This window comes from Klebsiella sp. WP4-W18-ESBL-05, from assembly GCF_014169075.1.
Classification (GTDB): domain Bacteria; phylum Pseudomonadota; class Gammaproteobacteria; order Enterobacterales; family Enterobacteriaceae; genus Kluyvera; species Kluyvera ascorbata_B.
The window spans coordinates 4093918-4119415 of sequence record NZ_AP022057.1 but is presented as its reverse complement, the minus strand read 5'-3'; the positions used below and the strand labels follow the sequence as shown (position 1 = coordinate 4119415).

General features: G+C 51.2%; 25 protein-coding genes and 2 pseudogenes. 23 read left to right on the top strand and 4 right to left on the bottom strand.

Annotated elements, in window-relative coordinates; all coding sequences use genetic code 11:
- Window positions 1-11: 11 nt before the first annotated feature.
- The gene (locus H7R58_RS19800) at window positions 12-1541 is read right to left on the bottom strand and encodes a DUF3300 domain-containing protein (protein ID WP_182929457.1); all 1530 of its coding nucleotides are present in this window, start codon (window positions 1539-1541) and stop codon (window positions 12-14) included.
- A 438-nt stretch (window positions 1542-1979) separates the two neighbouring features.
- On the opposite strand from H7R58_RS19800, the gene acnB reads away from it, so the two are divergent.
- From acnB to yacL, 3 genes are all read left to right on the top strand, one after another.
- Window positions 1980-4577 (top strand): bifunctional aconitate hydratase 2/2-methylisocitrate dehydratase, encoded by a 2598-nt coding sequence (acnB, locus tag H7R58_RS19795; RefSeq protein WP_106925462.1) that lies wholly within the window; start codon window positions 1980-1982, stop codon window positions 4575-4577.
- A 184-nt stretch (window positions 4578-4761) separates the two neighbouring features.
- Window positions 4762-5187 (top strand): GlcG/HbpS family heme-binding protein, encoded by a 426-nt coding sequence (locus tag H7R58_RS19790; RefSeq protein WP_106925464.1) that lies wholly within the window; start codon window positions 4762-4764, stop codon window positions 5185-5187.
- A 180-nt stretch (window positions 5188-5367) separates the two neighbouring features.
- A complete protein-coding gene (gene yacL, locus H7R58_RS19785; RefSeq protein ID WP_064547505.1) occupies window positions 5368-5730 on the top strand; it encodes a protein YacL in 363 nt (120 codons plus the stop codon).
- Window positions 5731-5822: 92 nt separating this feature from the next.
- On the opposite strand, the gene H7R58_RS19780 is transcribed toward yacL, so the two are convergent.
- Entirely contained in the window at window positions 5823-6170 is a 348-nt protein-coding gene (locus tag H7R58_RS19780; protein WP_062772020.1) for a YacC family pilotin-like protein, read from the bottom strand.
- A gap of 144 nt (window positions 6171-6314) precedes the next feature.
- Here H7R58_RS19780 and cueO point away from each other — a divergent pair, with 144 nt between their 5' ends.
- Together cueO and H7R58_RS19770 are read left to right on the top strand one after the other, a co-directional pair.
- A complete protein-coding gene (gene cueO / locus H7R58_RS19775) occupies window positions 6315-7883 on the top strand; it encodes a multicopper oxidase CueO (RefSeq protein WP_106925466.1) in 1569 nt (522 codons plus the stop codon).
- 127 nt (window positions 7884-8010) lie between these two features.
- Window positions 8011-8535, top strand: a complete 525-nt coding sequence (locus H7R58_RS19770) for a hypothetical protein (RefSeq protein ID WP_106925641.1) — start codon at window positions 8011-8013, stop codon at window positions 8533-8535.
- Between the two features lie 183 nt (window positions 8536-8718).
- Here H7R58_RS19770 and H7R58_RS19765 read toward each other — a convergent pair whose 3' ends face one another.
- Window positions 8719-11109 carry a glucose/quinate/shikimate family membrane-bound PQQ-dependent dehydrogenase gene (locus tag H7R58_RS19765; protein WP_182929456.1) on the bottom strand — a complete coding sequence of 797 codons (2391 nt, stop codon included), beginning with the start codon at window positions 11107-11109 and terminating at the stop codon, window positions 8719-8721.
- 391 nt (window positions 11110-11500) lie between these two features.
- Here H7R58_RS19765 and H7R58_RS19760 point away from each other — a divergent pair, with 391 nt between their 5' ends.
- The 5 genes from H7R58_RS19760 (at window position 11501) to H7R58_RS19740 (ending at window position 16153) form a co-directional block, all read left to right on the top strand.
- Window positions 11501-12727 (top strand): tyrosine-type recombinase/integrase, encoded by a 1227-nt coding sequence (locus H7R58_RS19760; protein ID WP_182934514.1) that lies wholly within the window; start codon window positions 11501-11503, stop codon window positions 12725-12727.
- 119 nt (window positions 12728-12846) lie between these two features.
- The gene (locus H7R58_RS19755) at window positions 12847-13878 is read left to right on the top strand and encodes an IS630-like element ISEc33 family transposase (protein WP_001395480.1); all 1032 of its coding nucleotides are present in this window, start codon (window positions 12847-12849) and stop codon (window positions 13876-13878) included.
- A 96-nt stretch (window positions 13879-13974) separates the two neighbouring features.
- Window positions 13975-14799, top strand: coding sequence for a hypothetical protein (locus H7R58_RS19750; protein ID WP_182934513.1), 825 nt, complete (start codon window positions 13975-13977; stop codon window positions 14797-14799).
- Between the two features lie 140 nt (window positions 14800-14939).
- Window positions 14940-15224: a helix-turn-helix transcriptional regulator gene (locus tag H7R58_RS19745; protein WP_053266284.1), complete on the top strand. Its 285-nt coding sequence runs from the start codon at window positions 14940-14942 to the stop codon at window positions 15222-15224.
- A gap of 116 nt (window positions 15225-15340) precedes the next feature.
- Entirely contained in the window at window positions 15341-16153 is an 813-nt protein-coding gene (locus tag H7R58_RS19740) for an antA/AntB antirepressor family protein (protein WP_182934512.1), read from the top strand.
- A gap of 262 nt (window positions 16154-16415) precedes the next feature.
- On the opposite strand, the gene H7R58_RS19735 is transcribed toward H7R58_RS19740, so the two are convergent.
- Entirely contained in the window at window positions 16416-16619 is a 204-nt protein-coding gene (locus tag H7R58_RS19735; RefSeq protein ID WP_182934511.1) for a YlcI/YnfO family protein, read from the bottom strand.
- Between H7R58_RS19735 and H7R58_RS25510 the strand changes: the two genes are divergently transcribed.
- From H7R58_RS25510 to H7R58_RS19670, 13 genes and pseudogenes are all read left to right on the top strand, one after another.
- Complete coding sequence (locus H7R58_RS25510; RefSeq protein ID WP_320108682.1) at window positions 16555-17028, top strand: host cell division inhibitor Icd-like protein; 474 nt, start codon at window positions 16555-16557, stop codon at window positions 17026-17028. The two genes, H7R58_RS19735 and H7R58_RS25510, sit on opposite strands and share 65 nt — an antisense overlap.
- Window positions 17021-17203, top strand: a complete 183-nt coding sequence (locus H7R58_RS19725) for a hypothetical protein (protein WP_182934509.1) — start codon at window positions 17021-17023, stop codon at window positions 17201-17203. The genes H7R58_RS25510 and H7R58_RS19725 overlap by 8 nt, the downstream gene beginning before the upstream one ends.
- Window positions 17196-17387, top strand: a complete 192-nt coding sequence (locus H7R58_RS19720) for a hypothetical protein (RefSeq protein WP_182934508.1) — start codon at window positions 17196-17198, stop codon at window positions 17385-17387. The genes H7R58_RS19725 and H7R58_RS19720 overlap by 8 nt, the downstream gene beginning before the upstream one ends.
- Window positions 17380-17694, top strand: a complete 315-nt coding sequence (locus H7R58_RS19715; RefSeq protein WP_182934507.1) for a hypothetical protein — start codon at window positions 17380-17382, stop codon at window positions 17692-17694. Before H7R58_RS19720 ends, H7R58_RS19715 begins: the two co-directional genes overlap by 8 nt.
- A complete protein-coding gene (locus H7R58_RS19710) occupies window positions 17691-17870 on the top strand; it encodes a DUF4222 domain-containing protein (protein ID WP_182934506.1) in 180 nt (59 codons plus the stop codon). Before H7R58_RS19715 ends, H7R58_RS19710 begins: the two co-directional genes overlap by 4 nt.
- A pseudogene (locus tag H7R58_RS19705) lies at window positions 17867-19405 on the top strand (DUF5906 domain-containing protein); the annotation flags it as partial. The gene H7R58_RS19710 and the pseudogene H7R58_RS19705, both read left to right, overlap by 4 nt.
- A gap of 89 nt (window positions 19406-19494) precedes the next feature.
- Window positions 19495-20702 (top strand): IS3 family transposase gene (locus H7R58_RS19700; protein WP_089617520.1). Its coding sequence is split into 2 segments (ribosomal slippage): window positions 19495-19816 and window positions 19816-20702, totalling 1209 coding nucleotides; the frame shifts between segments, so codons are not numbered across the junction.
- A 37-nt stretch (window positions 20703-20739) separates the two neighbouring features.
- Window positions 20740-21039: pseudogene (locus tag H7R58_RS19695) on the top strand (primase-like DNA-binding domain-containing protein); the annotation flags it as partial.
- Between the two features lie 288 nt (window positions 21040-21327).
- Window positions 21328-22755: a tyrosine-type recombinase/integrase gene (locus H7R58_RS19690; protein WP_182934505.1), complete on the top strand. Its 1428-nt coding sequence runs from the start codon at window positions 21328-21330 to the stop codon at window positions 22753-22755.
- 48 nt (window positions 22756-22803) lie between these two features.
- Window positions 22804-22989: a DNA-binding protein gene (locus tag H7R58_RS19685; protein WP_182289756.1), complete on the top strand. Its 186-nt coding sequence runs from the start codon at window positions 22804-22806 to the stop codon at window positions 22987-22989.
- Between the two features lie 579 nt (window positions 22990-23568).
- Window positions 23569-23925 carry a hypothetical protein gene (locus H7R58_RS19680; protein ID WP_053266291.1) on the top strand — a complete coding sequence of 119 codons (357 nt, stop codon included), beginning with the start codon at window positions 23569-23571 and terminating at the stop codon, window positions 23923-23925.
- A gap of 51 nt (window positions 23926-23976) precedes the next feature.
- Window positions 23977-24879: a Smr/MutS family protein gene (locus H7R58_RS19675; RefSeq protein ID WP_182934504.1), complete on the top strand. Its 903-nt coding sequence runs from the start codon at window positions 23977-23979 to the stop codon at window positions 24877-24879.
- Window positions 24880-24917: 38 nt separating this feature from the next.
- Complete coding sequence (locus H7R58_RS19670; protein WP_053266293.1) at window positions 24918-25439, top strand: hypothetical protein; 522 nt, start codon at window positions 24918-24920, stop codon at window positions 25437-25439.
- The last annotated feature ends 59 nt before the right edge of the window (window positions 25440-25498 follow it).

Below are 25498 nucleotides of genomic sequence, written 5' to 3'. Positions count from 1 at the left end.
CTTGTGATCCTTTAGCGTCGATGAAACTCATGATGCTCGGCCAGGCCGCCGATACCGGAGACGCGACGGCTTTGCTGCCCGCGGGATTGCTGCGACTGCCAGGACGGAGCCCGGCTCTCATTGCCGCTGAATGCGTTGCTTTCACTATGAGCCTGCCGCGCGCTGCGTTGGCCCGTTATATCCTGGGCCAGATGCGGCTTGTCGTTCAGCGATGAATGCGGCGACGTATTTCGCGTTGTGCTCTGGCCGGTGGGAGCATCGTAGCCGCGGAAATTGTTGCGCGACGCGGTACGATTGAGCGGTTGTGAAGCGGCCTGGCGCTGAGCATCGCGCGAACTGGCTGGCGTGGGCATGTCGTTGTGCGTGCGCTGATTGAGCTGCTGCATGGCGGCCTGACGCTGCGTATCGCGATTTGGCGCAGCGTGCTGGGTAGCGCTCAGACCACCAGGGGCATCGGGCTGATGTAATGCCACCGGCTGCGGTGTTTGGTGTGTGGCGCTTAGCCCACCGGCCACGTTGGTGGGGTGGAACTGATTGGCGACGGCGTTATTCGGATACGGCGTCTGGCCGCGATAGGCTGGATTATGCTGCCAGTTTTGGGTTGCGCCGCTGAGATTTTCTCCGGTTATCTTATTGAAATTATTTACATTGATGTTGATGTTATCGCCATTGTGCTGGTAGCCGCCGCGATCATGATTGTCGTCATCGTGGTGGCGATCGTCATCATCCCAGTCAATATTGCTGAAAATCGCGTAGGTGGTTGCCACACCAAGGCTGTAACCAAAACCGCGCACAAAGCTGTCGGCAAACAGCTCCCCCGGGGGCGGTGGCAGATACACCGGTGGGGCGGCGGTATAAGGCCAACTGCTGCCGTAAACCACCGTCGGGTTATAGTTTGGCACGTACACGACCTGCGGATTGGCTGGCTCAATCTTAATCACCGTTGGCGCGCTGCTGGCGGCGTGCGTCGTTCCCGAGGCTGAAGGGGTTGGACGTTTACTGGCGGTCACCGTTTGCTGCGGCGTCGACTTCAGCGAACCGGTTTGCTGTGCCAGCTGGCGGAGCTGTTGCACCGCATCCATCACATCCTGCGGTTGCGCCAGGAAAGCGTTACCGAGGTTGGTGACCCACTGGGGATCTTCACCCATCATGCCCGTCAGCTGCGGGAAGGCGACCAGCGACTTGACGCTCACGTCCCAGGGTTGCCCGGAAACGGCTTTTACCGCAGCATCGCCCTGCTGGCCGGGATGATCTTTTGACCATTGTACCGCCTGGGACACGCTGTCAGGGTAGGTGGCGGCCATCAGCACCTGTGAGAGCAGCGGGTCAGGGTAGAGCGCGATGGGCGCTACCCACTGGGTGATTTGCGCGGCGGTGTAGGTGGGTGCCGCAGTGGCCGGCGATGCCGTAGCAACGACCGGTGCAGGTGTGGCTTCCGGCGCGGCGGGCTCGCGGCTTTTGACATACAGCGTACCGGCGGCCGCCAGCAGCCCGGCGCTGCACACCAGCGCAATATAGTGGGGCTTAAAAGGCAAGTTCATGGTGAGTCTCCAGGGAACGACGCAGTCCGGGTGAGGGAGCGAATATGCCGCGAGTATAATGAGACTGCTGTTTGTTTTTTGATTAAAGTAGGGATTTCTGCCAATGCGGGGAAATTGTGACAGGAGCTTACACCTGTGCACATTTATGGCCTGAAGTGGTTGTCACGTATAAGTAATATTTTAATAACAAAATATCTAACACGGCTGCTAACAGATGGTTTTTTCCCATTCAAATGCGTGATTTTCTGCTCTCTTATATCAACATTAACGATTCAGCAAATATTTAATGTTGCTTTTTTGTAAACGGATTAACAGTCCCCGGAAATCCTGCTATGCTGGCCCTCGCGGTACCGGGCTTTTACCCTACAAACTGCTGTCTCACAGGAGCGTGAAGAGATCGCCGACCGCATATGACAATGAGAGCGAGGAGATACCGTCGTGCTAAAAGAATACCGTGAGCACGTAGCTGAGCGTGCAGCCATTGGGATTGTTGCCAAACCCTTAGATGCAACCCAAATGGCCGGGCTGGTTGAGCTGCTGAAGAACCCGCCTGCTGGCGAAGAAGAATTCCTGTTAGACCTGTTAATCAATCGCGTGCCGCCGGGCGTTGACGAAGCCGCCTACGTAAAAGCGGGTTTCCTCGCCGCCGTTGCGAAAGGCGAAGCCACTTCCCCGCTGGTTACCCCAGAAAAAGCCATCGAACTGCTCGGCACCATGCAGGGCGGCTACAACATTCACCCGCTGATTGATGCGCTTGACGATGCTAAGCTGGCCCCGATTGCCGCTAAAGCGCTGTCGCACACGCTGCTGATGTTCGACAACTTCTATGACGTTGAAGAAAAAGCCAAAGCGGGCAACGTCTATGCTAAACAGGTTATTCAGTCCTGGGCCGATGCCGAGTGGTTCCTGAACCGCCCAGCGTTGGCTGAAAAAATCACCGTGACCGTCTTTAAAGTGACGGGTGAAACCAACACCGATGATTTGTCTCCGGCACCTGACGCATGGTCTCGTCCGGATATCCCGCTGCACGCGCTGGCGATGCTGAAAAACGCCCGCGAAGGCATTAACCCGGATCAGCCGGGCGCAGTGGGGCCGATCAAACAGATCGAAGAATTGCAGAAGAAAGGTTTCCCGCTGGCGTATGTGGGTGACGTTGTCGGTACCGGTTCTTCACGTAAATCCGCCACCAACTCCGTGCTGTGGTTCATGGGCGACGACATTCCGCACGTGCCGAACAAGCGCGGCGGCGGCCTGTGCCTCGGTGGCAAAATTGCACCTATCTTCTTCAACACCATGGAAGATGCGGGCGCGCTGCCAATTGAAGTCGATGTTTCCAACCTGAACATGGGCGACGTCATTGACGTTTACCCGTTTAAAGGCGAAGTGCGTAACCACGAAACCGGCGAACTGCTGGCAAGCTTTGAGCTGAAAACTGACGTGCTGATCGATGAAGTACGTGCCGGTGGCCGTATCCCGCTGATCATCGGCCGTGGCCTGACCACCAAAGCGCGCGAAGCGCTGGGTCTGCCGCACAGCGACGTCTTCCGTCAGGCGAAAGACGTGGCAGAAAGCAGCCGTGGTTTCTCTCTGGCACAGAAAATGGTTGGTCGCGCCTGTGGCGTGAAAGGTATTCGTCCGGGCGCGTACTGCGAACCGAAGATGACCTCCGTAGGTTCTCAGGATACCACCGGCCCAATGACTCGCGACGAACTGAAAGACCTGGCGTGCCTGGGCTTCTCTTCTGACCTGGTGATGCAGTCCTTCTGTCACACTGCCGCCTATCCTAAGCCGGTTGACGTGACCACGCACCACACGCTGCCTGACTTCATCATGAACCGTGGCGGTGTCTCGCTGCGTCCGGGCGACGGCGTTATCCACTCCTGGCTGAACCGTATGCTGCTGCCAGATACCGTGGGTACCGGCGGTGACTCCCATACCCGTTTCCCAATCGGTATCTCCTTCCCGGCGGGCTCTGGCCTGGTCGCGTTTGCTGCGGCCACCGGCGTCATGCCGCTGGATATGCCGGAATCCGTGCTGGTACGCTTCAAAGGCAAAATGCAGCCGGGTATCACACTGCGTGACCTCGTTCATGCGATCCCGCTGTATGCGATTCGCCAGGGCCTGCTGACCGTTGAGAAGAAAGGTAAGAAAAACATCTTCTCTGGCCGCATCCTGGAAATCGAAGGTCTGCCGGATCTGAAAGTGGAGCAGGCGTTCGAGCTGACCGATGCTTCCGCAGAGCGTTCCGCTGCGGGCTGTACCATCAAGCTGAACAAAGAGCCAATCGTTGAGTACCTGACCTCCAACATCGTGCTGCTGAAGTGGATGATCGCGGAAGGCTACGGCGACCGTCGTACGCTGGAACGTCGTGTACAGGGCATGGAAAAATGGCTGGCGAACCCTGAACTGCTGGAAGCTGACGCGGATGCAGAGTACGCAGCGGTGATCGACATCGATCTGGCTGACATTAAAGAGCCGATCCTGTGCGCGCCAAACGATCCGGACGACGCGCGTCTGCTGTCTGACGTGCAGGGCGAGAAGATTGACGAAGTGTTCATCGGCTCCTGCATGACCAACATCGGCCACTTCCGTGCTGCCGGTAAGCTGCTGGATAACCACAAAGGCCAGCTGCCGACCCGCCTGTGGGTGGCTCCGCCAACCCGTATGGACGCAGCTCAGCTGACCGAAGAAGGTTACTACAGCGTGTTTGGTAAGAGCGGTGCGCGTATCGAGATCCCTGGCTGCTCCCTGTGTATGGGTAACCAGGCGCGCGTGGCGGACAACTCAACCGTGGTGTCGACCTCTACCCGTAACTTCCCGAACCGTTTAGGGACCGGGGCGAACGTCTACCTGGCTTCTGCGGAGCTGGCGGCGGTCGCGGCGCTGATCGGCAAACTGCCGACGCCGGAAGAGTACCAGACCTATGTCGCGCAGGTAGATAAGACGGCGGTGGATACCTACCGTTATCTGAACTTCGACCAGCTGTCTCAGTACACCGAGAAAGCCGATGGCGTGATTTTCCAGACCGCGGTATAACCGCGCTAGCGTAATATTAAGGCGAGGGCTTCGGCACTCGCCTTTTTTTATCCGCGCGTGTATCGCCATACCGCCCTGAATATCGCTGACTGCTTTTTACGCTCCCCTCAACATTTCTTGACCGTGCGGCAGGCCAATTTCCTTCATAATTTCAATTCGCTTCTTGTCCGAAGGAGAGTTTGCCATGTCCGATATTACCCTTTCTCAACTGGTCAGGCCGCGCCCGCAGCTGACGCTATTTGCCGCGCGTCAGATGGTTAAACACGCTCTCGTCACGGCTGTAAAGCAGCAGCAGTCGGTCAGCGTGGCGGTGGTGGATATTCACGGCGGGCTGATCGCCTTCGCGCGCGATGATAACGCATCGGGCGTGACCATTAATGCCGCTATCGAACAAGCCCGCGCGGCGGTACAGCTCGGCTCGCCTTCCCGCGTGTTGGCATCAGGCTGCCATCGCGATCGGCCTCATTTCCCGCCGACGCCGGACGTCTCGTCGCTTCAGGGCGGCGTCGCGGTGGTGATTGACGGGCAGAGCGTGGGGGCGGTTGGCGTCAGCGGCGCCCGCGATGGCGATACCGAGCTGGCTACCTCGGCGGCGATGCTCTTTTCCTGAAGCGCGCAACGGCGGTGAAATAATGCCCGAACGCTGATGATAATGCGCTCAAGCAGACGGTGAGCGCATTTTTATTTGCATCACCTCTAGCTCGCGTGCTTTTTTTCTGGCCCGCTGCTGCGATAATTACAGATAGGTACAATGCAGCGGTGACGCATTGCCTTTGTAGAGGAACAGATCATGGATTACGAATTTCTGCGCGACGTTACCGGAGGGGTAAAAGTACGTATGTCGATGGGCCACGAGGTGGTCGGTCACTGGTTCAATGAAGAGGTGAAAGATAACCTCTCGCTACTGGATGAAGTCGAACAGGCTGCACGCACCGTAAAAGGCAGTGAACGTTCCTGGCAGCGCGCCGGGCATGAATATACGTTATGGATGGACGGCGAAGAAGTGATGGTTCGCGCGAACCAGCTGGAGTTTTCCGGCGACGAAATGGAAGAGGGGATGAGCTACTACGACGAAGAGAGCCTCTCGCTTTGCGGCGTAGAAGATTTCCTGCAGGTTGTTGCGGCGTACCGCGAGTTTGTACAACAGCGTTAATTCGCGTTTACGGCGTGCCGGGTGGCGCTGCGCTTACCCGGCACACTGCCAAACATAGGCCCGATAAGCGTAGCGCCATCGGGCTCTGAGCCTTACTTCACGTAGGCCAGCAGGCTCAGCGAATCACGCGCCAGCGCTTTGCATTTTTTGGCCGTTGGGATGCCGATACCGCTGAGATCGCGGTAGCTGTCTTCGCCCAGCGCCTTCATATTGAAGGTGTCATAATTGCTGAGATCCCACTGGTTCTGCTGGGCAAAGAACACCAGCGCGCGACGAATTTGCGTGTTAGGCAGGTTTTGGTAGCCACAGTCATTTTTCAGGAACACAAATACCGCCGTTAAATCGGCCATATCTTCCGCTTCAGACTCGCTTAAAGCATAACTCGAGCTGGACATCGCCAGCAGCGATCCAAGCAGCACCGTTCGGAAAAACGTCTTCATTTCTTCTACCTTACATCGTCGATATTCAACGTTAACATACTTATCCATGCGACGGGGAGCATTATTGATAGCTTTCCGCTTGACCTTCCCGTAGGGGGAAGGCTTAAGCTCAAATAATCAGCAAAAGTCGAAAAGGATGTACCGATGCATCGTCGTGATTTTCTCAAATTCAGCGCCGCCGTCGGCGTTGTCAGCGCCCTGCCGCTGTGGAGCCGAGCGGTGTTTGCCGCCGAACGCCCAACGCTTGCGATCCCTCCGCTGTTAACCGCCGACGCCAATAACCAGATCCTGCTGACCGTGCAGGCGGGGAAGACGCAGTTTGCCGGAAAAGCGGCGACCACCTGGGGCTATAACGGCAACCTGCTAGGGCCGGCCCTTCGCCTGCAACAGTGGAAACCGGTGACGGTAAACGTGCAGAACAACTTGCCCGAGGAGACCACCGTGCACTGGCATGGGCTGGAGGTGCCGGGCGACGTCGACGGCGGTCCTCAGGGGATTATTCCACCCGGCGGTAGCCGCACGGTGAGCTTTACGCCCACCCAGCGCGCGGCGACCTGCTGGTTCCACCCGCACCAGCATGGAAAAACCGGGCATCAGGTGGCGATGGGGCTGGCCGGGCTGGTGCTGATTGACGATGAAGATAGCCAGAAGCTGATGCTGCCAAAGCAGTGGGGCATTGATGATGTGCCGGTGATTATGCAGGACAAAAAATTTACTGCGGCCGGTGAGATAGACTATCAGCTCGACGTGATGAGCGCTGCGGTTGGCTGGTTTGGCGATACGCTGCTGACCAACGGCGCGCCTTTCCCACAGCATGCGCCGCCGCGCGGCTGGCTGCGTTTGCGTTTGCTGAACGGTTGTAACGCCCGCTCGTTGACGCTGGCCGCCAGCGATAAACGCCCGCTATACGTGGTGGCCAGCGACGGCGGCCTGCTGGCCGAGCCGGTTAAGGTCAGCGAACTGCCGCTGTTGATGGGTGAGCGCTTTGAGGTGCTGGTCGACGTGCGCGACGGTAAACCGTTCGACCTGCTGACGTTACCGGTGACCCAGATGGGCATGGCGGTTGCGCCGTTCGATAAGGCAATGCCGGTGCTGCATATTCAGCCCATTGGTATTCCCGGCTCCGGTACGCTGCCGGATACGCTGGCTACGATGCCAGCGCTGCCGTCGCTGGAGGGTCTCACCGAGCGTAAGCTTCAGCTCTCCATGGACCCGATGCTCGATATGATGGGGATGCAGGCGCTGATGCAGAAGTACGGCAATCAGGCGATGAGTGGGATGGATCACGGCAGTATGATGGATCATGGCGGGATGAAGATGGACCACGGCAATATGGGCCACATGCAGCACGGTGGCGGCAAGTTCGATTTCCACAATGCCAATAAGATCAATGGTAAAGCCTTCGATATGAACCAGCCGATGTTTGCGGCGGAAAAGGGGAAATTTGAGCGCTGGGTGATTTCCGGCGAGGGCGACATGATGCTGCATCCGTTCCATATTCACGGTACCCAGTTCCGTATTCTGCGAGAAAACGGCCAGTCACCGGCGGCGCACCGAACGGGCTGGAAAGATACGGTACGAGTAGAAGGCGGCGTCAGCGAAGTGCTGGTGAAATTCGACCACGAGGCGACAAAAGAGCAGGCGTATATGGCGCACTGCCACCTGCTGGAGCATGAAGACACGGGGATGATGCTCGGGTTTACCACCGCATAATCTCTGTTAAACGTTATGGATTCGGACCGGGCGCTTTTCTGAAAAAGCGTCCGTTATTCATCTCGTTGCGTGGCAGAAGAATATACTTGAGGCGCAATTTTGCGTGGACTTCAAGTATGAGGTAAAAATGGATTTTTTTCGTAAAGTAACCGTCGCCTGCTTGGCGTTATTCGTGACGTTTTCCGCCACTGCGGGGATGATGCTTGAGCGTAAAGCGGTACCCGAGTTAAAACTGAGCATTGAAATACCTACCAGCATGTCGCCAATGTCAGAAGAGATGGCGAAGGTAAAATACCCGTCGGAAAACCGTCCGCAGGTTATTTATGGTGATGAAAAAGGCAAAGCGTCTTTGGGGATCACTGCCGGGCGTAATCCGTTACCGGCGGATAAAATCGATGAATTCAAAGATGTGATGCTCAAGATGATGGAAACGCTGAAGCCGAAAGCAGAAGCGGTAACGGTTGATGGGCACAAGGCCTGGATCCTGACTTTTAGCGTTCAGGCGCCGGACAGTGAAATTCTCAACCTGATGCTGATTACGTCTCAGGATGGTAAGGCGGTACAGGTCGCATTTAACATGACCCAGGATTTGGTCGAGCAGTATCAAAGCGCGGCCAAAGCGTCGCTGCTGTCGCTGAAATTCGATAAATAACGCGCTTACCAATTGAAAAGCCACCATGCCGTTGGGCATGGTGGCTTTTTTTTGGGGCAAGAAATGCAGGATGGCGCTAGCGCTTATCCGGGCTACAAAGCGATGGCATGCGGTATATCACGTCGCCACGTTGTAAGCCGGATGAGGCGGAAGCCACCATCCGGCACATCGACTCACTTCGCGTTACTTCACGTCATCCGGCAGCGCATAGGCCACGATATAGTCGCCCATTTTCGTACCAAACGAACCGTGACCGCCTGCGGAGATCACCACGTACTGTTTGCCATCTACTTCATAGGTCATTGGCGTTGCCTGACCGCCTGCTGGCAAACGTCCCTGCCACAGTTTTTCACCGTTGCTCATGTTATAAGCGCGCAGATAGTTATCGGCGGTCGCTGCGATAAACAGCACGTTACCCGCGGTGGAGATCGGGCCGCCCAGCATCGGCATACCCATATTGAACGGCAGCGGAACCGGCAGCGGGAACGGCAGGCTATCCTGCGGCGTACCTAAACGTTTTTTCCACACCACTTCGTTGGTTTTCAGATCCAGCGCTGAGATATAACCCCAGGCAGGTTGTTTACACGGCAGGCCAAACGGCGACAGGAACGCGTTCAGGGTCACGCCAAACGGCACGCCGTACTGCGGCTGAATACCGGATTCAGTACCGCTGGATTTCGCATCTTTCGGCGGTTCCATCGGGTTACCCGGGCCGCGTGGAATCAGCTTCGAGACAAACGGCAGCGCCATTGGGTTGGCGATGGCCACCTGGCGATTCGGGTCGACGGAGATACCGCCCCATTCGAACATCCCCAGGTTACCCGGGAACACCAGCGTACCCTGCTCAGACGGTGGGGTGAAGATGCCTTCATAGCGCAGCTGATGGAACATCACGCGGCACACCAGCTGGTCGAACATGGTGGCGCCCCACATGTCCGCGCCGGTCAGATCTTTCTTCGGACGGAAGCTCAGATCGGAGAACGGTTGGGTTTTGCTGACGTAGTCGCCTTTGGCTGCGCCCTGAGGAACCGGTTTTTCCGGTGCTGGCACAACCAACTCGCCGCTACGGCGATCCAGTACGAAGATGTTACCGGTTTTCGCCGGCGCATAGATAACCGGCACCGTTTTACCGTCTACGGTAATATCCGCCAGCGTCGGCTGGGACGGCATATCCATATCCCACAGATCGTGGTGAACGGTCTGGTAGCTCCAGGCAAGCTTACCGGTGGTGGCATTGAGCGCCACAATCGAGCTCGCGTAGCGTTCCTGCTCTGGCGTACGGTTGCCGCCCCAGATGTCAGGCGTGGTCACGCCCATCGGCAGATACACCAGATCCAGCTTCGCGTCGTAGGCCGCCGGGGCCCAGGAGTTCGGCGAGTTAAAGGTGTAGTGCTGTCCTGGCTGCGGCAGCGCGTTCGGATCTTTCGCACCCGGGTCAAAGGCCCACAGCAGCTCGCCGCTGTTGACGTCAAAACCACGAATGACGCCAGACGGCTCACGGGTAGAGAAGTTATCGGTTACCGCACCGGCAATCACAATCACTTTATCGGTGATAATCGGCGGTGAAGTCGGTTCGTACATCCCCGGCGTAGTGACCGGCATGTCGGTTTGCAGGTTCAGAATGCCTTTGTTGGCAAAGGATTCGCACAGCTTACCGGTGTCGGCGTTGAGGGCAAAAATACGCCCGTCGTTAACCGGAAGAATGATACGACGCGGGCAGTCGGATACCACGTCAGGCGAGGCGTTCGCCGCCGTCGCTTCGTGATAAGACACGCCGCGGCAGGTCACGTGCTGGAAGCTTGGGTCGGTGCCCAGCTGCGGGTCGAAGTGCCACTTCTCTTTACCGGTGGCCGCATCCAGTGCGAACAGGCGCTGGTGGGCAGTACACAGGTACAGCATGTTGCCGATTTTGATCGGCGTCACCTCGTTAGTAATTTCACCCGGATCGTTCGGCTGCTTCAGATCGCCGGTGCGGAACACCCAGGCTTCCTTCAGATTATGCACGTTGTCGGCGTTAATCTGCTTGAGCGGCGAGAAGCGCTGGCCTTCCTGATTACGGCCATAGGCTGGCCAGTCCTGGTCGGCGACCTGAGAGATAGGTTCAGCAGGCGTGGCGTCGGCGTTCAGGGTGCCGTTCACTTCCTGCGGATCGTTAAACCCGGCCCAGGTCAGAATACCGGCGCTGATCAGCAGCGCCACCACCAGCGCGCCCACCGCGCCGCTGGACGGCACGGGCAGGCGACGCCAGACGAATGGTAGAATCAGCCATACGCCGAAGATCACCAGCACGTCGCTGCGCGGCGTGAGCGCCCAGAAGTCGAAGCCGACTTCCCATACGCCCCAGATCAGCGTTGCCAGCAGCAGCGCGGCGTACAGCCATAGCGCTGAGCGTTTGCCGCGCCACAGCAATACGGTGACGGCCAGCATGACCAGCCCAGCGATGGGGTAGTACCAGGAGCCGCCAATCGCGACCAGCCAGACGCCGCCTATCAGAAGATACAGGCTACAAAATGCCGCGAAGAGGGCGGTGAGCCTCGCGAGCAGCCGGGGTTGTTGATAGTTTGTTTCAGCCATAGAAAGGTGTCCGTTTGTTTGTTAATTATTGCTTTCATTTGATTATAGGATTTAACAAGTGTGATCGAAATCACAAAATGAGCTTTATTATCCAATTAACCGCCTGAATCGTTTTGCTGGTATACTTTCCCGCTTGCTGATCAACCTCGCGGCTCTGGTTAACAGGTTGAGTGATTTACATTTAAAATCATGTGGTTAGTTAAATGAAACATACTGTTGAAGCAAAAAACTTTGTGTTTTTATGCTTTTTCGTGGTTTCGTGAATTTTCTGATTTAATACTTATTATCAATAAGATACATTGTTGTTTGTTCGTGTGTTTATGCGCGTTTTTTGACTGTGACAACGAGCGGTGTATCAATCGGTGTATCAATCAAAACGGCCGGAGCAGGTATGGCGGGCACTAACAAGCTGAGTGATAAAAAGTTAAAGGCACTCCAGAGCGTCAAACGTGAGGCCCCGGCCATGTTTGCAGATGGTGAAGGGCTGAGTGTAAAAGCGTCGAAGCTGGGCCAGTTAAGCTGGGTTTTTTCTTATCGACTAGGTGGACGAGGCAGTAAGCTTGAACGTCTCACGCTTGGCCGGTATCCGGATATGTCGCTAAAGCTTGCCAGAGAGAAGCGTGAGCAATGCCGTCAATGGCTTGCTGGCGGGCTTGATCCAAAAACCGAGATTGAACTGAGCACCGAAGAAACTCTTAAACCCGTAACAGTAAAAGACGCCCTCGAATACTGGCTGGTGAATTATGCCAAGAGAAAACGCAGTGACGAGGAACTTGTGAGGGCTCAGCTGCGTAAGCATATTTATCCACGCCTTGGCCGCTATCCTTTGACACGATGTGAAACCCGCCATTGGGTGGCCTGTTTTGATGAAATCAACCAAACGAAACCCATGACTGCTGGACGCATGTTCCAGATATCCAAACAGGCATTACGTTTCTGTAAGGTGCGTCGCTACGCTTCTAGTGATGCCTTGGCAATTCTCACTATTCAGGATGTGGGCCAGCCATCAGGGCAGCGCGACCGTGTGCTATCTGATAGCGAACTAGCTGATGTATGGAGATGCACATACAGTGAAGATCAGCAGCCATATTATTCACGGCTGCTTAAGCTGCTTGTATTGTTCGGTGCGCGAACAATGGAAGTCCGTCTCTCTCGTTGGACTGAGTGGGACTTCAGCTCATGGATATGGACGGTACCCAAAGAGCACAGCAAAACACGCGAGAAGATCGTAAGGTCAATTCCTGAAGCTATACGGCCATGGTTAGAAGAACTGAAGCGTGAAACAGGGAAAACAGGACTGCTGCTGGGTGAAGAACGCACTCGACAGGCTGTCTCACTCAAAGGGCGTAGACTTTATAAAGATTTTCATCATAACGAGCCTTGGACGTTGCATGATTTGCGCCGCACGTTCTCCACGGGGCTGAACAATATGGGTATAGCACCGCATATCGTTGAGTTGTTGCTTGGACATGCCTTACCTGGGGTTATGGCGATTTATAACCGTAGTCTTTACTTGCCTGAGAAGTTGGACGCGCTGAACAAATGGTATGACCGCTTAGAGCTTCTTGCGGGTAATCATCAAAATGTGGTTCTGTTATCTGTAACGAATAGAAATTAAACTGATGTTGCGGGTCTAAATAGCTGCGCGGAATAGTAGATCACTGAAAGGGAACTCAGCCCGGATTGTGCGATCTGATCAATCGCCAAACCAACCAAAATCACCAACCGGACTGAGCGATGCCGATCATAGTACCAATACCCCGTGGCGAACGACGCCTGATGCAGAAAGCTATTCATAAAACGCGTGATAAAAATCATGCCCGCAGACTCACGGCCATGCTGATGCTTCATCGGGGTGAACGGGTCAGCGATGTTGCCAGAACTCTCTGTTGTGCCCGTTCATCCGTTGGTCGCTGGATTAACTGGTTTACGCACTCAGGTATTGAAGGCCTGAAATCCTTACCCGCAGGGCGCTCCCGACGCTGGCCTTTTGAACATATCTGCACCCTGTTACGTGAGCTGATAAAGCATTCTCCCGGCGATTTTGGTTATCAACGTTCACGCTGGAGCACCGAATTACTGGCAATAAAAATCAATGAGATAACCGGTTGCCAGTTACATGCAGGAACCGTTCGCCGCTGGTTGCCATCTGCGGGGCTTGTATGGCGCAGGGCCGCGCCAACTCTGCGTATCCGTGACCCACATAAAGATGAAAAGATGGCGGTAATCCACAAAGCGCTGGATGAATGCAGCGCAGAGCATCCGGTATTTTATGAAGATGAAGTGGATATCCACCTTAATCCTAAAATCGGTGCGGACTGGCAGTTGCGCGGACAGCAGAAACGGGTAGTGACGCCGGGGCAGAACGAAAAATACTATCTGGCCGGCGCACTGCACAGTGGCACGGGTAAAGTCAGCTACGTGGGCGGCAACAGCAAAAGTTCAGCGCTGTTTATCGCTCTGCTGAAGCACCTGAAAGCCACTTACCGGCGGGCGAAAACAATCACGCTGATCGTTGATAACTACATTATCCATAAAAGCCGCGAAACACAGCGCTGGTTGAAAGCAAATCCCAAGTTCAGGGTAATTTACCAGCCGGTTTACTCGCCGTGGGTGAATCATGTGGAACGGCTATGGCAGGCACTTCATGACACGATAACCCGTAATCATCAGTGCCGCTCAATGTGGCAGTTACTGAAAAAGGTCCGCCATTTTATGGAAACCGCCAGCCCATTCCCCGGAGGAAAACATGGTCAGGCAAAAGTGTAGCGGTATTAGGCGCAGCTATTTAGGTCGGCCAACCGAAAAGCGGGATACCCTACCTGCCTGGCCCGCAAATTATTTAGGGGCGTTGAGGGTGACGGTATGGGTATGCCATTACGTGAGTATTATCCTATAACTCGAGCAGCTAGTTTATTAGGATATGAAACGAGTGATCTTTTACACTGGGCCTCTACTGGTTCAATACGGTTATTCATTAATTTCGACGTAACTAACTTAACAAAAGGGTATGTGGTATTCACAGATGAAGGTCTTTCTTTGAGAACGAAATTCATTGAAAAAGGTATCGTTTCTGATTCTTTTTCGAGGGTTTATAATTTAAAAAACATTAGGGATATTAATTGCCCAGACCCAAAAATAAATTATGAAGGAAGTGAGCTTGTTTTAAAGGATGCTTTGGAATGTGGGTTTAGTGGCTTTTGGCAACTACCTAAAACATTCTTTGGGTTGACCGAGCTTTATGAGATTCATCCTCAATTCTTCCAAGTGTGGATGTCAGTATCAAACAAAATGATAGTTAATTTTAATAGTGATGAGCCTATTGATTTTGATTTGACTGATATCTATGTCATGAAAAATGACTTTATTATGTTAAGAGATAGTAGGGATGGTGAGTCATTACCTAATTTTTATAATGGAGGTGTATTACCTCCAGATACTGAAATTTCATCAGTCGAGTCAAAACCTGGTGTGGCAGAATATCATGCAAAAAATAGGGAAGAAGTATTAAAAGCTGCCATTTATATTAAACATTGCCACCCCGAACTGTGTAACAATTATACTAACTGGGCTAATGCTATTAGTGACCATGCTCATAAGTTTTGGCGCAGTGGTGAAGCACCCTTATCAATTAAAACTATTGCAGCATTAATTGGTGAGGCTCATAGGCTACCAACACCATCATCGTAAGCCGGTTCCCGAGTTAGCCTAATGCCTCCCCGAGTTATGCTAACTCGGGTTTCAATACAAAGAAATATGCATCAAGATTCTCCAAACAACGCCAGAACAGATAGGAAGTGTTCCTTCTGAGAGCGTTAACTGGAGGGTTTATGCTAAATACTGTTTTCATCCCACCAACGGCTGAGCAGCGCCGCCAAATTCTTAGGGACTACGGATTTGAATATGACAGACGTATTCGTGAGGCCGAATGCTTGGAAATAACTAGTCTTTCCCGCTCTACCCGCTGGAATATGGAAAATGATAGTAAGTTTCCCACCCGCTGCCACTTTGGGCGTAACAGCTGCGCATGGCTCCTATCTGACATTCTTTGGTGGGTTCGTAATCCGCCTTCAGTGTTAAACGTAAATAATCCGCACAGCCGCAAGTCTGCATAAACAGTTTAGATAAGATCATTACTGAGCATTTGTTGCGTGCTGTTGCGTTAGTTATACAGCAGTATTGCTAACGCTGTCGCGGCGGCTCTCAATGTGAATATATTGGAGCACTGAAAATGTTATCGAAAAAAATTACTGCCTTAACTGGTAGCGGCCAAACTCAATCTGAAACCAGCCCGAAGGATATTTCTGGTAATAATTTTGCTGCGCGAATTCCTGTAACCCTAAGCAATATCGGCGGGAAAGAAACTCAGGCTGTAAGCGGCCGTAAGCTGCATACGTTTCTGGCTATAGGGCGTGACTTTACCAACTGGATCAAAGGGCGCATTAAGCAGTACGGGTTCGTCGAAGGGGTGGATTATATGATTGTCGAATATTTGACCTCGCCAAAACGGGCGAGCTCAAAATCTCGCCAGCGTATTGAGCATGACTACATTGTCAGCCTGAATATGGCTAAAGAGCTTTCGATGGTTGAACGTAACGCGCAAGGCAAGATGGCCCGCCAGTATTTCATCGACTGTGAAGAGCGTCTGCGCCGCGTAGCGCCAGAGGAATACGAGGCGGCGTTGCTGGGCTGGCGTAAAAATCGTGTAGCTGCCTGCGAAGATCATAAAAGCATGGCCGATGCAATGAAGGGCTATATTGAGCGTACCGGCGACAGGCAACACGGATTTGCCTACAGCAATGAATGCTCGTTCCTGAATAGCCTTGTGCTGGGTGTGCATCCTCGAACGTGGGCGAAACAGAAAGAAATTCCGGTAAAGCAGGTTCGTGACCATATGAATGCAGATCAACTGGCACTGCTGGCTTATCTGGAAAGCCGTGATTGTGCTCTGCTGGATCTTGATACCCGTACGGCAACCCGCAAGACAAAACTCACCGAACTGGCACAACGCTGGCTTGTTGGACGTGTTGGAGGTGCCGGATGATTGCGTATGAAGAAAAGGCGACCTTGCCGGGTCGCCAGTGGGGAATAAATCAAAAGCAAAATTATATTACCAGGCTAGCTGCTGGTGGTCAAAGGCTGAGCGATACGGGAATAGTTGAGTTATCTCCTGATGTTTCAGGAACTGCGGCAATGGCGCAGTTGGGGGATACTGCATTGCAGCACACCCCTGATGTCGAATCCGACCTTTTGTGCCCCCTCGTTTTGGTGAGCTCAAATTTAAGCCGCTACCCAAATATTGGGTGTCAGTCTTTGCCAGATTCCTTGGCCTTTTTGCGCAGCTCAGCTTTCAGCTTGCGACCGCAGGCATCCAATACCCATGCAGAGAAATTAGCACTGGAGTTTTCTGCTCTCTCTCTCTCTACGCTGGCGTCGATTTCTTCAATGAGTTCGTGGGGAAATCGTATGTGTTTTTTAGCTGACTTATTGTTGGTATTACCCGTAGCCATCTGTGCCATCCTTAAGTTAGGTGTGAGCACACCATACACTAAAAAAATGGCAATTAAAACTATTGACATGGGTGCACACCAAAACGTATGGTGGGTGCACACCTTATTTTGTTTAAGGTGTCAAAATAGCGAAGCCCAGCAGTGCGCTAACACTAACTGGGCCTCTTACCACAAACCGTTATCAGAGGTAACGACTATGGCTGAATCACAGCATACCCAAACTCGCCCTGAATTTACATGGCGTTTTCTCTCCACTTCTGAACGCTATCCCACCGCTAAACCGTTGGTGATCTATGTCAACGCATCCAGTGAGCAGGAAGCACGTGACACCATGCCGGGTGTAAACCTCGTTTTTGCCGCCCGTCTTCCTTATCACACGTTTCAGGTTCTGGAGGTGCGCCATGCGTAAAACCTTCCAGGCTTATGGTTTTGCTGTTAACAGACGCGGCCACACTGTCGGTATTCACTACACCTTGACCAGCACAAGTTATGACGATGCTAAATCAGCAGCTAATTTGCTGGCCCAGCAAGATGGCTATAAGCATATCCGTATCAACTTTGTTCGTGAGGTGTCCCATGACTGATATGAACCCGCTGAACATGGTCGATAACCTCCGCTCGCTGGAGGTTCTGTTATGCGCTGTGATGGAAATGGATTGGAGGAAAGCCGATGAGAGTGAAATCGCTGGTGAGTTGATTGATATGGCGATTCAACGTTGCCGTCATTTTCAGCAGCAGGCTAATCCAATGGAGGTGAAGAATGCGTGATATTTACCATCAGCTGGTTAAAAGCTCTTCCGACTTTAAGGGGTTAACCGATGAGGACCTGGCTGCATCTGGCGATCTGTATTCTTCGGGCGCTTTTGCCATTAATAGCGTGCTCACACTTATCGGAAATCTGGCGTTAGATGCAACTGATTCAGAGGATTATGACAATGAAGATGCTCGCCGTGATCTGGTTCTTGTCAGCCATGCATTGAGATATTTACCGAGGATGGCACAAGCTCTCAATCAAAATAGTGAGACAGCGGACTATGTGCGTAGCCTCCGAAGAATGGAGGAGGGACAAAAGTGAAAAGTCCTGAAATCCATGACCGCTGGTCGGAAAAGAACGGTGAAACGATTACGGTGAACAATATTGCCTTTAATCGGGTGACGTTCGTCCGTGATGGTTACGAATTCCCCTGCGTATTTCCGCTGGAACGGTTTGTGAAAGAATTTACCTTTGTAAGCAGGGGAGAGAGCAAATGAAGAATGCACCGAACCTGAAATGCCAGCCGAAGGAAAAATTTACAGAGGTAATTATCTTTGCTGGCTCTGATGCATACGCCCATGCGAAGGGATGGGAAGAAGGTTTAGGCAAACAAATTGCCGAAGACACTACGCCCCCTGTATATCTTGGGCCAAAGCAACTGACCGAGCTGGATAATCTGCAAATAATTGATAATGGGCGCCGTAGTGCCCGTGTGTACTTGGCTGGAGAGATCGAGCAGATACAGATTAATGCCATTGGAGAGAAGCTGGCGCTGGCAGGAGTTCAGGAAGCCAAGTTGTATAAGGGGATTCCAGATCGGGAACCTGAAGATTGGCGGGACTATCTGAACCGGCTGCGTGAACAATGTAAAGTCGAAGAAAATAACATTCATCAATTACCAATCACCCAGAGAGTGCGTACTCAGGAACACGCTGAAGTTAGCCCTGCACTCAATCAGATGGGGGCCAGCCAGCGCGGTGAGGTGTTACTGGCACATTACGATGGCGAGTTGGCGATTCATGCCGACTCTGACACTGTTCATCACTATAACGGTGTGGTGTGGAACCCGCTGCCGGATAAAGAGCTACAGCGCGAGATGGCACAGATTTATATCGATGCTGAGGTGGCCTATTCGCAGAATGCTGTTAAATCAGCGGTGGAAACCATGAAGCTGAGTCTTCCGGTCATGGGGTCTACGGCCCGTAATCTTATCGGTTTCAGCAATGGTGTATTTGATACCCGAACGGGGCAATTCCGGTCGCACAGTAAAACTGACTGGCTGCTGATCGCCAGTGAGCTACCTTTCAGCCCACCTGCCGAAGGGGAAACGCTGGCCAGCCATGCCCCAAATTTCTGGAAATGGCTACGCCGTTCCGTGGCCAACAACGACCGCAAGACAGATCGCGTACTGGCTGCACTGTTTATGGTGCTGGCGAACCGGTACGACTGGCAATTATTCCTGGAGGTTACAGGGCCGGGTGGTAGCGGTAAGAGCGTGATGGCGGAAATCTGCACCATGCTGGCGGGCAAGGCAAATACGGTGTCGGCCAGTATGAAGGCGCTGGAGGATGCGAGGGATAGGGCGCTGGTGGTTGGCTACTCGCTGATCATCATGCCGGATATGACCCGCTACGCTGGCGACGGTGCAGGGATAAAGGCCATTACAGGCGGTGATAAGGTTTCTATCGACCCAAAACACAAAGCGCCGTACTCGACCCGGATACAGGCTGTGGTGCTGGCCGTCAATAACAATGCTATGACGTTCAGCGACCGCAGCGGTGGTATCTCGCGTCGGCGGGTGATATTTAACTTTAGCGAAGTGGTGCCAGAAAACGAACGCGATACGATGTTGGCAGAGAAGATAGAGGGTGAGCTGGCGGTGGTTATTCGCCACCTGCTGACTCGTTTTGCAGATCAGGATGATGCCCGTCGCTTGTTGCACGAACAGCAGAAGTCAGAAGAAGCCCTGGCTATTAAACGTGAAGGTGATTCGCTGGTGGATTTCTGCGGCTATCTGATGGCGTCAGTAGTGATGTAGCCCCCTGAAACACCGGACAGTAGCTGTATCTCCAGATAAGAGATAGGCTTGAATATATGTCTAACACTAACGCCAATTTTGAGATGACCGGGATCCTGTTAGGGCAAGAAGTCCGTAAACGTAAAACTCCTCAGGAGAAGATCGCCATTATCCAGCAGACGATGGAGCCGGGTATGAATGTCTCCCATGTCGCCCGCCTGCATGGTATCCAGCCCAGCCTGCTGTTTAAGTGGAAGAAGCAATATCAGGAAGGCAGCCTCACCGCCGTTGCGGCTGGAGAGGAAGTCGTTCCTGCTTCTGAGCTTACTGCTGCTCTGAAGCAGGTCCGGGAGCTTCAGCGCCTTCTGGGCAAGAAAACGATGGAAGTTGAGATCCTGAAAGAAGCCGTGGAGTACGGTCAGTCGCGAAAATGGATAGCGCACGCGCCCTTGTTGCCAAAGGACGGGGAATAGCCATGGTCAGCCGGACCATGGGCGTGTCGCGTGCGCAACTGTCACTGCGGATTAACCGTTCTGCCGACTGGCAGGACAGGCGCTGTAACCGGCGTAATGAAGAAGCAGACGCAGAAATACTGTCGGCTATCCTCAACATTATCAGCGATATGCCGAGTTATGGTTATCGACGCGTGTGGGGCATCCTGCGCAAGCAACGTCGCACAGAGGGACAGCCACCTGTGAATGCCAAACGGCTTTACAGGATAATGAGCGAGCATAACCTGTTGTTGTTGCATCACAAACCAGAGCGACCGAAGCGTGAACATAAGGGCAAGATAGCGGTGGCAGAAAGCGATATGCGCTGGTGTTCAGATGGCTTCGAGTTCGGCTGCGACAACGGCGAAAAACTGCGGGTAACGTTCGCGCTGGACTGCTGCGACCGTGAGGCCATAGACTGGGCAGCAAGCACGGGAGGCTATGACAGTTCGACCGTGCAGGATGTGATGCTGAGGTCGGTGGAAAAGCGCTTCGGCGACAGGTTGCCCGACACAGCGGTGCAGTGGCTGACGGATAACGGTTCAGCGTATACCGCGTATGAAACGCGGAGGTTCGCGAGAGAGCTGAATCTGGAGCCCTGCACAACAGCGGTGAGCAGCCCGCAGAGTAATGGCATGGCCGAACGGTTCGTGAAAACGATGAAAGAAGACTATATCGCGTTCATGCCAAAACCGGATGTGAGAACAGCACTGCGAAACCTTGCAGTAGCGTTCACGCATTACAATGAAAACCACCCGCACAGCGCGCTGGGATATCACTCCCCGAGGGAATACCGGCGGCAGCGGACATCGTTAACTTAAGATACAAAAGCTGTTCGGAGATGGAGGGTCAAGATCACTGATGGCGTCAGTAGCGTGTGATGGGATGTTTATCGGCAATGCTGAGATAGTACCATTTAGCCCGCGCAAGTATCTGTATCACGCATATCTGGCATATATACGAGCCAATGGGTTGAGCAAACCAGTCTCGTTGATGCGGTTTGGCACAGATATGCCTGGCGCAATGGCTGAGTACGGTAAGGAGTACCAGAAGCGGAAAACAAAGCATGGCATACGCTCCAACGTAACCCTGCATGATGATTCTGCCGACTGGATGCCATCGTGTGCAGCTATCCCTGATAATGCTGGGGTAGAGTAAAGTTATAGATAAAGTGTTCACCAGTATTCACCCTGTTAAAAATTCTATCAATAACAGAGCGTTAAGGGGTGAACACTTATTTATTAAGTATTCACCAAGTATTCACCTATTCACCTTTTGATTGTCTTTTTCCCTATAGGGTGAAGGGTAGGGTGAACACTAGTGAATACCTAAGAGAGCAGTATTCACCATGTAACAATATGAATTTAATTAAGAAATTATAAATGGTGAACAGGTGAACACTTAAACATATATTTTTTAATTTTTATATCTGAGGTGAAAAGAAAAATGACAGAACCAGGTATCGAATTAGTTGATGGAACCACAATATATAAACAGGTTGAGCACAATAATGATGTTTTAGCCGCATCAGAGAGATGGGATGCCTGTAAACCTCCCTATACCAATGCTTGCATTAAAACCTGCGTTTCCGCCGCCAAAATAATCCTCTTAGCCTCTGGTGTACCTCGCCGTTCCAAATACGAAAAAGAGAGCTACCTCCGTATTGATTTTAGTAAAGCGGGCAAGGTGACATTTTACGCTGAGTTTCCCAAAAAGATGGTGCTAAAGGGTAAAAAACTCGGGGAATGGCCTGAACTTGCTATTCAGATAGCCCGTGAGAAAGCGTTAGACATGGCAAAGGGAGGGCTTCGTGCTGAAACTGTACACGCAGCATTGGAAATGTATCGAGACGATTTGAGAGGTAAGGTTGCTAGGAAAAGGTTGAGCCCGGATAGTTTCACCACTTATGGGGTACGCATGGACCGGATAAAATCAATGTTTGGTAAGCGAGAGGTATTCAGTGAAGTGACATATATTCGGCTGGTGGAGGTTCTGGATGAGTGGATCGCTACCCGTTCCAACAATAACGCTTTGGAATTGTTTGCTGAACTTCGCCGGTTCTGGAGGTTTTGTGCCCCGATGCTTTGCAACGGTCGCAATGTGGCCGCTAGCTTGCCTGATGATTATGTATCTTCTCGTGTGCAGAAACCGACTCCTACACGGCTTTTTACCGATATCGAATCAATTTCCCGTCTATGGCTGAATGTGGCTGCATGCACCTCAGTGCACCAGAAAAATGCTGTACGCTTCATGATCATCACTGGTGTTCGTCCTATAAATGTCCATAACCTACGCTGGGATTATGTTAACGAGAATGCTGGTGAAATTATTTATCCTGAAGGCGTGAGCGGTATGCGTGGGGCCATGAAAACACAAAAGGCTTTTCGCCTACCGATAACACCCGAAATTCGGCGAATTATCGATGAGCAGAAAGCCTGGCGAGATTCAGTTTCTGAGTGCAATAACGATTATGTGTTCTTGCAACCTCGTGATCCGATGCAGCCATTTTCAAAACGGTCACTGGATCAACTGGTTAAAACGTACAGCCCGGAAGGGGCTGTCAAAGGTATTAAGCACGATGGAACCATAAAAGGGAAAGAAGGTGCATTTAATACGATGTGTCGTAAATTCCTTAAGAGTAATGTTATTGCCCTGATGAAAGAAAGAGGCTATTCCCGATCGGATAGAAGGGAAATAAGCCTCCTGTGCCTTCACCACTCCAGCAAGTCAGATGACCCGATGGCACAACACTACGACTTTTCAGATGAGATTTTGCAGGAAGAGATTGCATTAAAGCGCGAAGCCTTTGAGGCGCACGAGCAAAGCATACTTGCTCGTGTTAAATTTTTAAAAACTAATGGAGTGACATTTTAATAATATTCATGAGGTGGATGTTATTAATTTAATTTTGAGGGGGAAGTAATGACCAAAAATGATTTTATGGAAGAGAGTGAATTATTTGAATTGATCGGTAAGAAAAAGACTGCGGTCTGGCGGCTTCGCAAAAATTATGGATTTCCGATGCCGGTTTTAACATACCCAACGCGCTATAGCCGCAAAGCTGTAATGAAATGGCTTGAAGATGGTGGTATTAACCGTACGGTTTAAGGTTATTGAACCAGAATTTATCTGGCTGCACTCTTTTGGGTGCAGTTATTTTCCTGTCAGGTAGGGATGGATGTTGATCATTACCTGTAATCATTATTCTCCGGCATACCGTTCGCCTCTTCGCGTAAAGTTGCCTGGTCATTGGAAACCTCGCCTTTCTGACCAGTTAGAAAAATCCTAGTGGTTAACATCTGTTGAATAAAACAGCAAAAAGGAGTTCACACCTTACGCACTATACAGTGCTACGCCCAAAGCCGCGTCAACGCTGGCTTTCGGGGGTATACACCCCTTGTGCATAAATAGTGAAACTTGTATACAAAAATGCAGAAAATCAGCCTGCAAGCCGCACCAGATAAGAGTTGTCTGTGTATACAGATAGGATTTAAATTTGTTTAAACTAACCACCCTTTGATATGGTTTGATTGTCCAACTGTCTGCTGGCTGTATGTGTACCTAACGGGGAAGAGTGATGTTCCTCGCACTAATGTTTTCATTAAACGGGTATCTTTGATGGAGTTTGGTTAAGGATTCACAGCAGGGTTGTAGAATGTTTTTATCATTAATGGAGATGTATGGAATATGCAAAGACTGGTTGAAATTAAAAAACGCCTTGAATTAATCGAAGAAGCATTAAATGAACAGTATCCAAATTATAAATCAGACCCTGAGATTACAGCACAAATTACAGAATTGAAAGGACATGTACAAGACGCTCGTAAAATAATACAAAAAAAGAAATCCCTGGGTGAACTATCAGACTTTGAAATAGCATTTATCGAACCAGCTATTAATGATGTTTACTTAACCTCGATCGATAAAATTCGTCGTGGAGCCAAACCTAGCCCTAGCGTGAGTGAACATATATACGATACGTCTGTGACTTTGGATCATTGGTTGGGCGAAATTGGTAGGTTTAAATCCAATCAGAATGGTTAAAGCGATTTGTAATGTTTTGATTTTTGTAAGGGTGGAATTCGGAGGGGAGAAATGGTAGCAAGCGTATCAACTAAGGAAAATTTGCCTAAGCTGGAGACAACCTTTCATGTCAAAGCGAATGGTTCAAGTATAAATATCAAACTTGGTGCTTTAGAGTTTAATCATGTCTTATCTCCATGTGAAAAATATTTATATGTTCAACTTTGTAACTCAACGTCTGAGGACTCAGGTAAATTCATTAAATTAGATGTAACTACTGGACGTAAAATTTATTCGGTAGGGCCTGAGTGGGGATGGGCCAGAGGCTATACATTTAATCATGATGGAAATATTTGTGTTGAGACAGATCACTATGGTACCTGGTTAGTTAATGATGATGGAGGTATTTCAGACCGCGCTGATTACTATATGCGCCGCGTGAAGACTGCTGATTATGGAACGATGAGAGCTTTGCCTAATTTTTTTGAGTTGCATGGGAAAACACCTGAAACATGTGCCGAGGCGATGGAGGCTCTTGAACGATTTTTGAGTACATGTTCATCCATGTTCCATGGATTGTCGTATGGTGCTCTGGCATTAAAATCACGTGCTGAGATTCAAGCCTTTTTGGGTGATAACTCAGGGGCACTACAGAGTTGCGTTGATGCTTTATGCCTTGACCCAAAAGTTACAGTTAAACGAATGCTGAATTCACTTAGTAAAAAACTTAATCTTGATAAAGACACTTTAAAACCTTCCGATTGGGTTGAGTCGCTAAAAGTTGATATAGAAGCCAATCGTAATATTGAAATCAATAAGATTGAAGGAAATCGCAATCAGATAAAAGATAAGGATGTGATTGTTGTCAGTGACATGAAAATTATGAATAAAGAACCACATGCTAAAAATAACATCATGAAATATTTTTTGCTGATAGTGGTCTTAGTGGCAGCATTAGTTGCTCTCTTCAAATGATATTCATATAGGTGATTAATAATCATAAGGTTTAGTTTATGCAGGAGCTAACGATACAGTTTGCCAAAGATTTACACAGTGTGTTTCAAAGCAATCGCAATAAATTAGATAAGATAGGAATACCATTTTTTTATAGTTTTCCGACAAATGCATGCCAGGGCGCATCTGTGTATCTTAGCTTATTTTTTACGTGGCTTGTGCCAGAGGCTACTGTCAGAGTTGTTAAAGGAAGTCATAGAACGCTGGATCATCATCACTACTGGGTCGAACTTGATGGGAAGGTGTTTGATTTGACAAATGCTCAGTTCGAATCCTGGTTGGGAGAAAGGTATCCTGAGCTGGACTCTCCTGTATATGCTCAAAGAAAGCATCCTCTTCGTAATTATTTTTTTTATAAAGAAAGAGAGTCGGCCATCCGTGCTTATGCAACATTCTGTAGCGAGCATGCGAACGTAAAAGATGTAGACAAGGCGCAATGGTTTGTTATGGGGAAACTCAGAGAAATGGGCTGGGAACTTGAGCAGAACATCGCTGGTGGCCGATTGATAAAAATAAGATAGCCAGTTACCACCACTGATAGCGATTGGCGATGTTGTTACATCGCCTTTTTCATATCATT

What these genes read in the sequence shown, in the direction of transcription:
- H7R58_RS19670 (WP_053266293.1), top strand. Translation starts at nt 24,918, where the DNA reads ATGCAGGAGCTAACGATACAGTTTGCCAAAGATTTACACAGTGTGTTT.
- H7R58_RS19760 (WP_182934514.1), top strand. Translation starts at nt 11,501, where the DNA reads ATGGCGGGCACTAACAAGCTGAGTGATAAAAAGTTAAAGGCACTCCAG.
- cueO (WP_106925466.1), top strand. Translation starts at nt 6,315, where the DNA reads ATGCATCGTCGTGATTTTCTCAAATTCAGCGCCGCCGTCGGCGTTGTC.
- H7R58_RS19770 (WP_106925641.1), top strand. Translation starts at nt 8,011, where the DNA reads ATGGATTTTTTTCGTAAAGTAACCGTCGCCTGCTTGGCGTTATTCGTG.
- H7R58_RS19690 (WP_182934505.1), top strand. Translation starts at nt 21,328, where the DNA reads ATGACAGAACCAGGTATCGAATTAGTTGATGGAACCACAATATATAAA.
- H7R58_RS19725 (WP_182934509.1), top strand. Translation starts at nt 17,021, where the DNA reads ATGCGTAAAACCTTCCAGGCTTATGGTTTTGCTGTTAACAGACGCGGC.
- H7R58_RS19675 (WP_182934504.1), top strand. Translation starts at nt 23,977, where the DNA reads ATGGTAGCAAGCGTATCAACTAAGGAAAATTTGCCTAAGCTGGAGACA.
- H7R58_RS19790 (WP_106925464.1), top strand. Translation starts at nt 4,762, where the DNA reads ATGTCCGATATTACCCTTTCTCAACTGGTCAGGCCGCGCCCGCAGCTG.
- H7R58_RS25510 (WP_320108682.1), top strand. Translation starts at nt 16,555, where the DNA reads ATGAGTTCGTGGGGAAATCGTATGTGTTTTTTAGCTGACTTATTGTTG.
- H7R58_RS19735 (WP_182934511.1), bottom strand. Translation starts at nt 16,619, where the DNA reads ATGGCTACGGGTAATACCAACAATAAGTCAGCTAAAAAACACATACGA.
- H7R58_RS19800 (WP_182929457.1), bottom strand. Translation starts at nt 1,541, where the DNA reads ATGAACTTGCCTTTTAAGCCCCACTATATTGCGCTGGTGTGCAGCGCC.
- H7R58_RS19720 (WP_182934508.1), top strand. Translation starts at nt 17,196, where the DNA reads ATGACTGATATGAACCCGCTGAACATGGTCGATAACCTCCGCTCGCTG.
- H7R58_RS19755 (WP_001395480.1), top strand. Translation starts at nt 12,847, where the DNA reads ATGCCGATCATAGTACCAATACCCCGTGGCGAACGACGCCTGATGCAG.
- yacL (WP_064547505.1), top strand. Translation starts at nt 5,368, where the DNA reads ATGGATTACGAATTTCTGCGCGACGTTACCGGAGGGGTAAAAGTACGT.
- H7R58_RS19750 (WP_182934513.1), top strand. Translation starts at nt 13,975, where the DNA reads ATGGGTATGCCATTACGTGAGTATTATCCTATAACTCGAGCAGCTAGT.
- H7R58_RS19715 (WP_182934507.1), top strand. Translation starts at nt 17,380, where the DNA reads ATGCGTGATATTTACCATCAGCTGGTTAAAAGCTCTTCCGACTTTAAG.
- H7R58_RS19740 (WP_182934512.1), top strand. Translation starts at nt 15,341, where the DNA reads ATGTTATCGAAAAAAATTACTGCCTTAACTGGTAGCGGCCAAACTCAA.
- H7R58_RS19780 (WP_062772020.1), bottom strand. Translation starts at nt 6,170, where the DNA reads ATGAAGACGTTTTTCCGAACGGTGCTGCTTGGATCGCTGCTGGCGATG.
- H7R58_RS19680 (WP_053266291.1), top strand. Translation starts at nt 23,569, where the DNA reads ATGCAAAGACTGGTTGAAATTAAAAAACGCCTTGAATTAATCGAAGAA.
- H7R58_RS19745 (WP_053266284.1), top strand. Translation starts at nt 14,940, where the DNA reads ATGCTAAATACTGTTTTCATCCCACCAACGGCTGAGCAGCGCCGCCAA.
- H7R58_RS19685 (WP_182289756.1), top strand. Translation starts at nt 22,804, where the DNA reads ATGACCAAAAATGATTTTATGGAAGAGAGTGAATTATTTGAATTGATC.
- H7R58_RS19765 (WP_182929456.1), bottom strand. Translation starts at nt 11,109, where the DNA reads ATGGCTGAAACAAACTATCAACAACCCCGGCTGCTCGCGAGGCTCACC.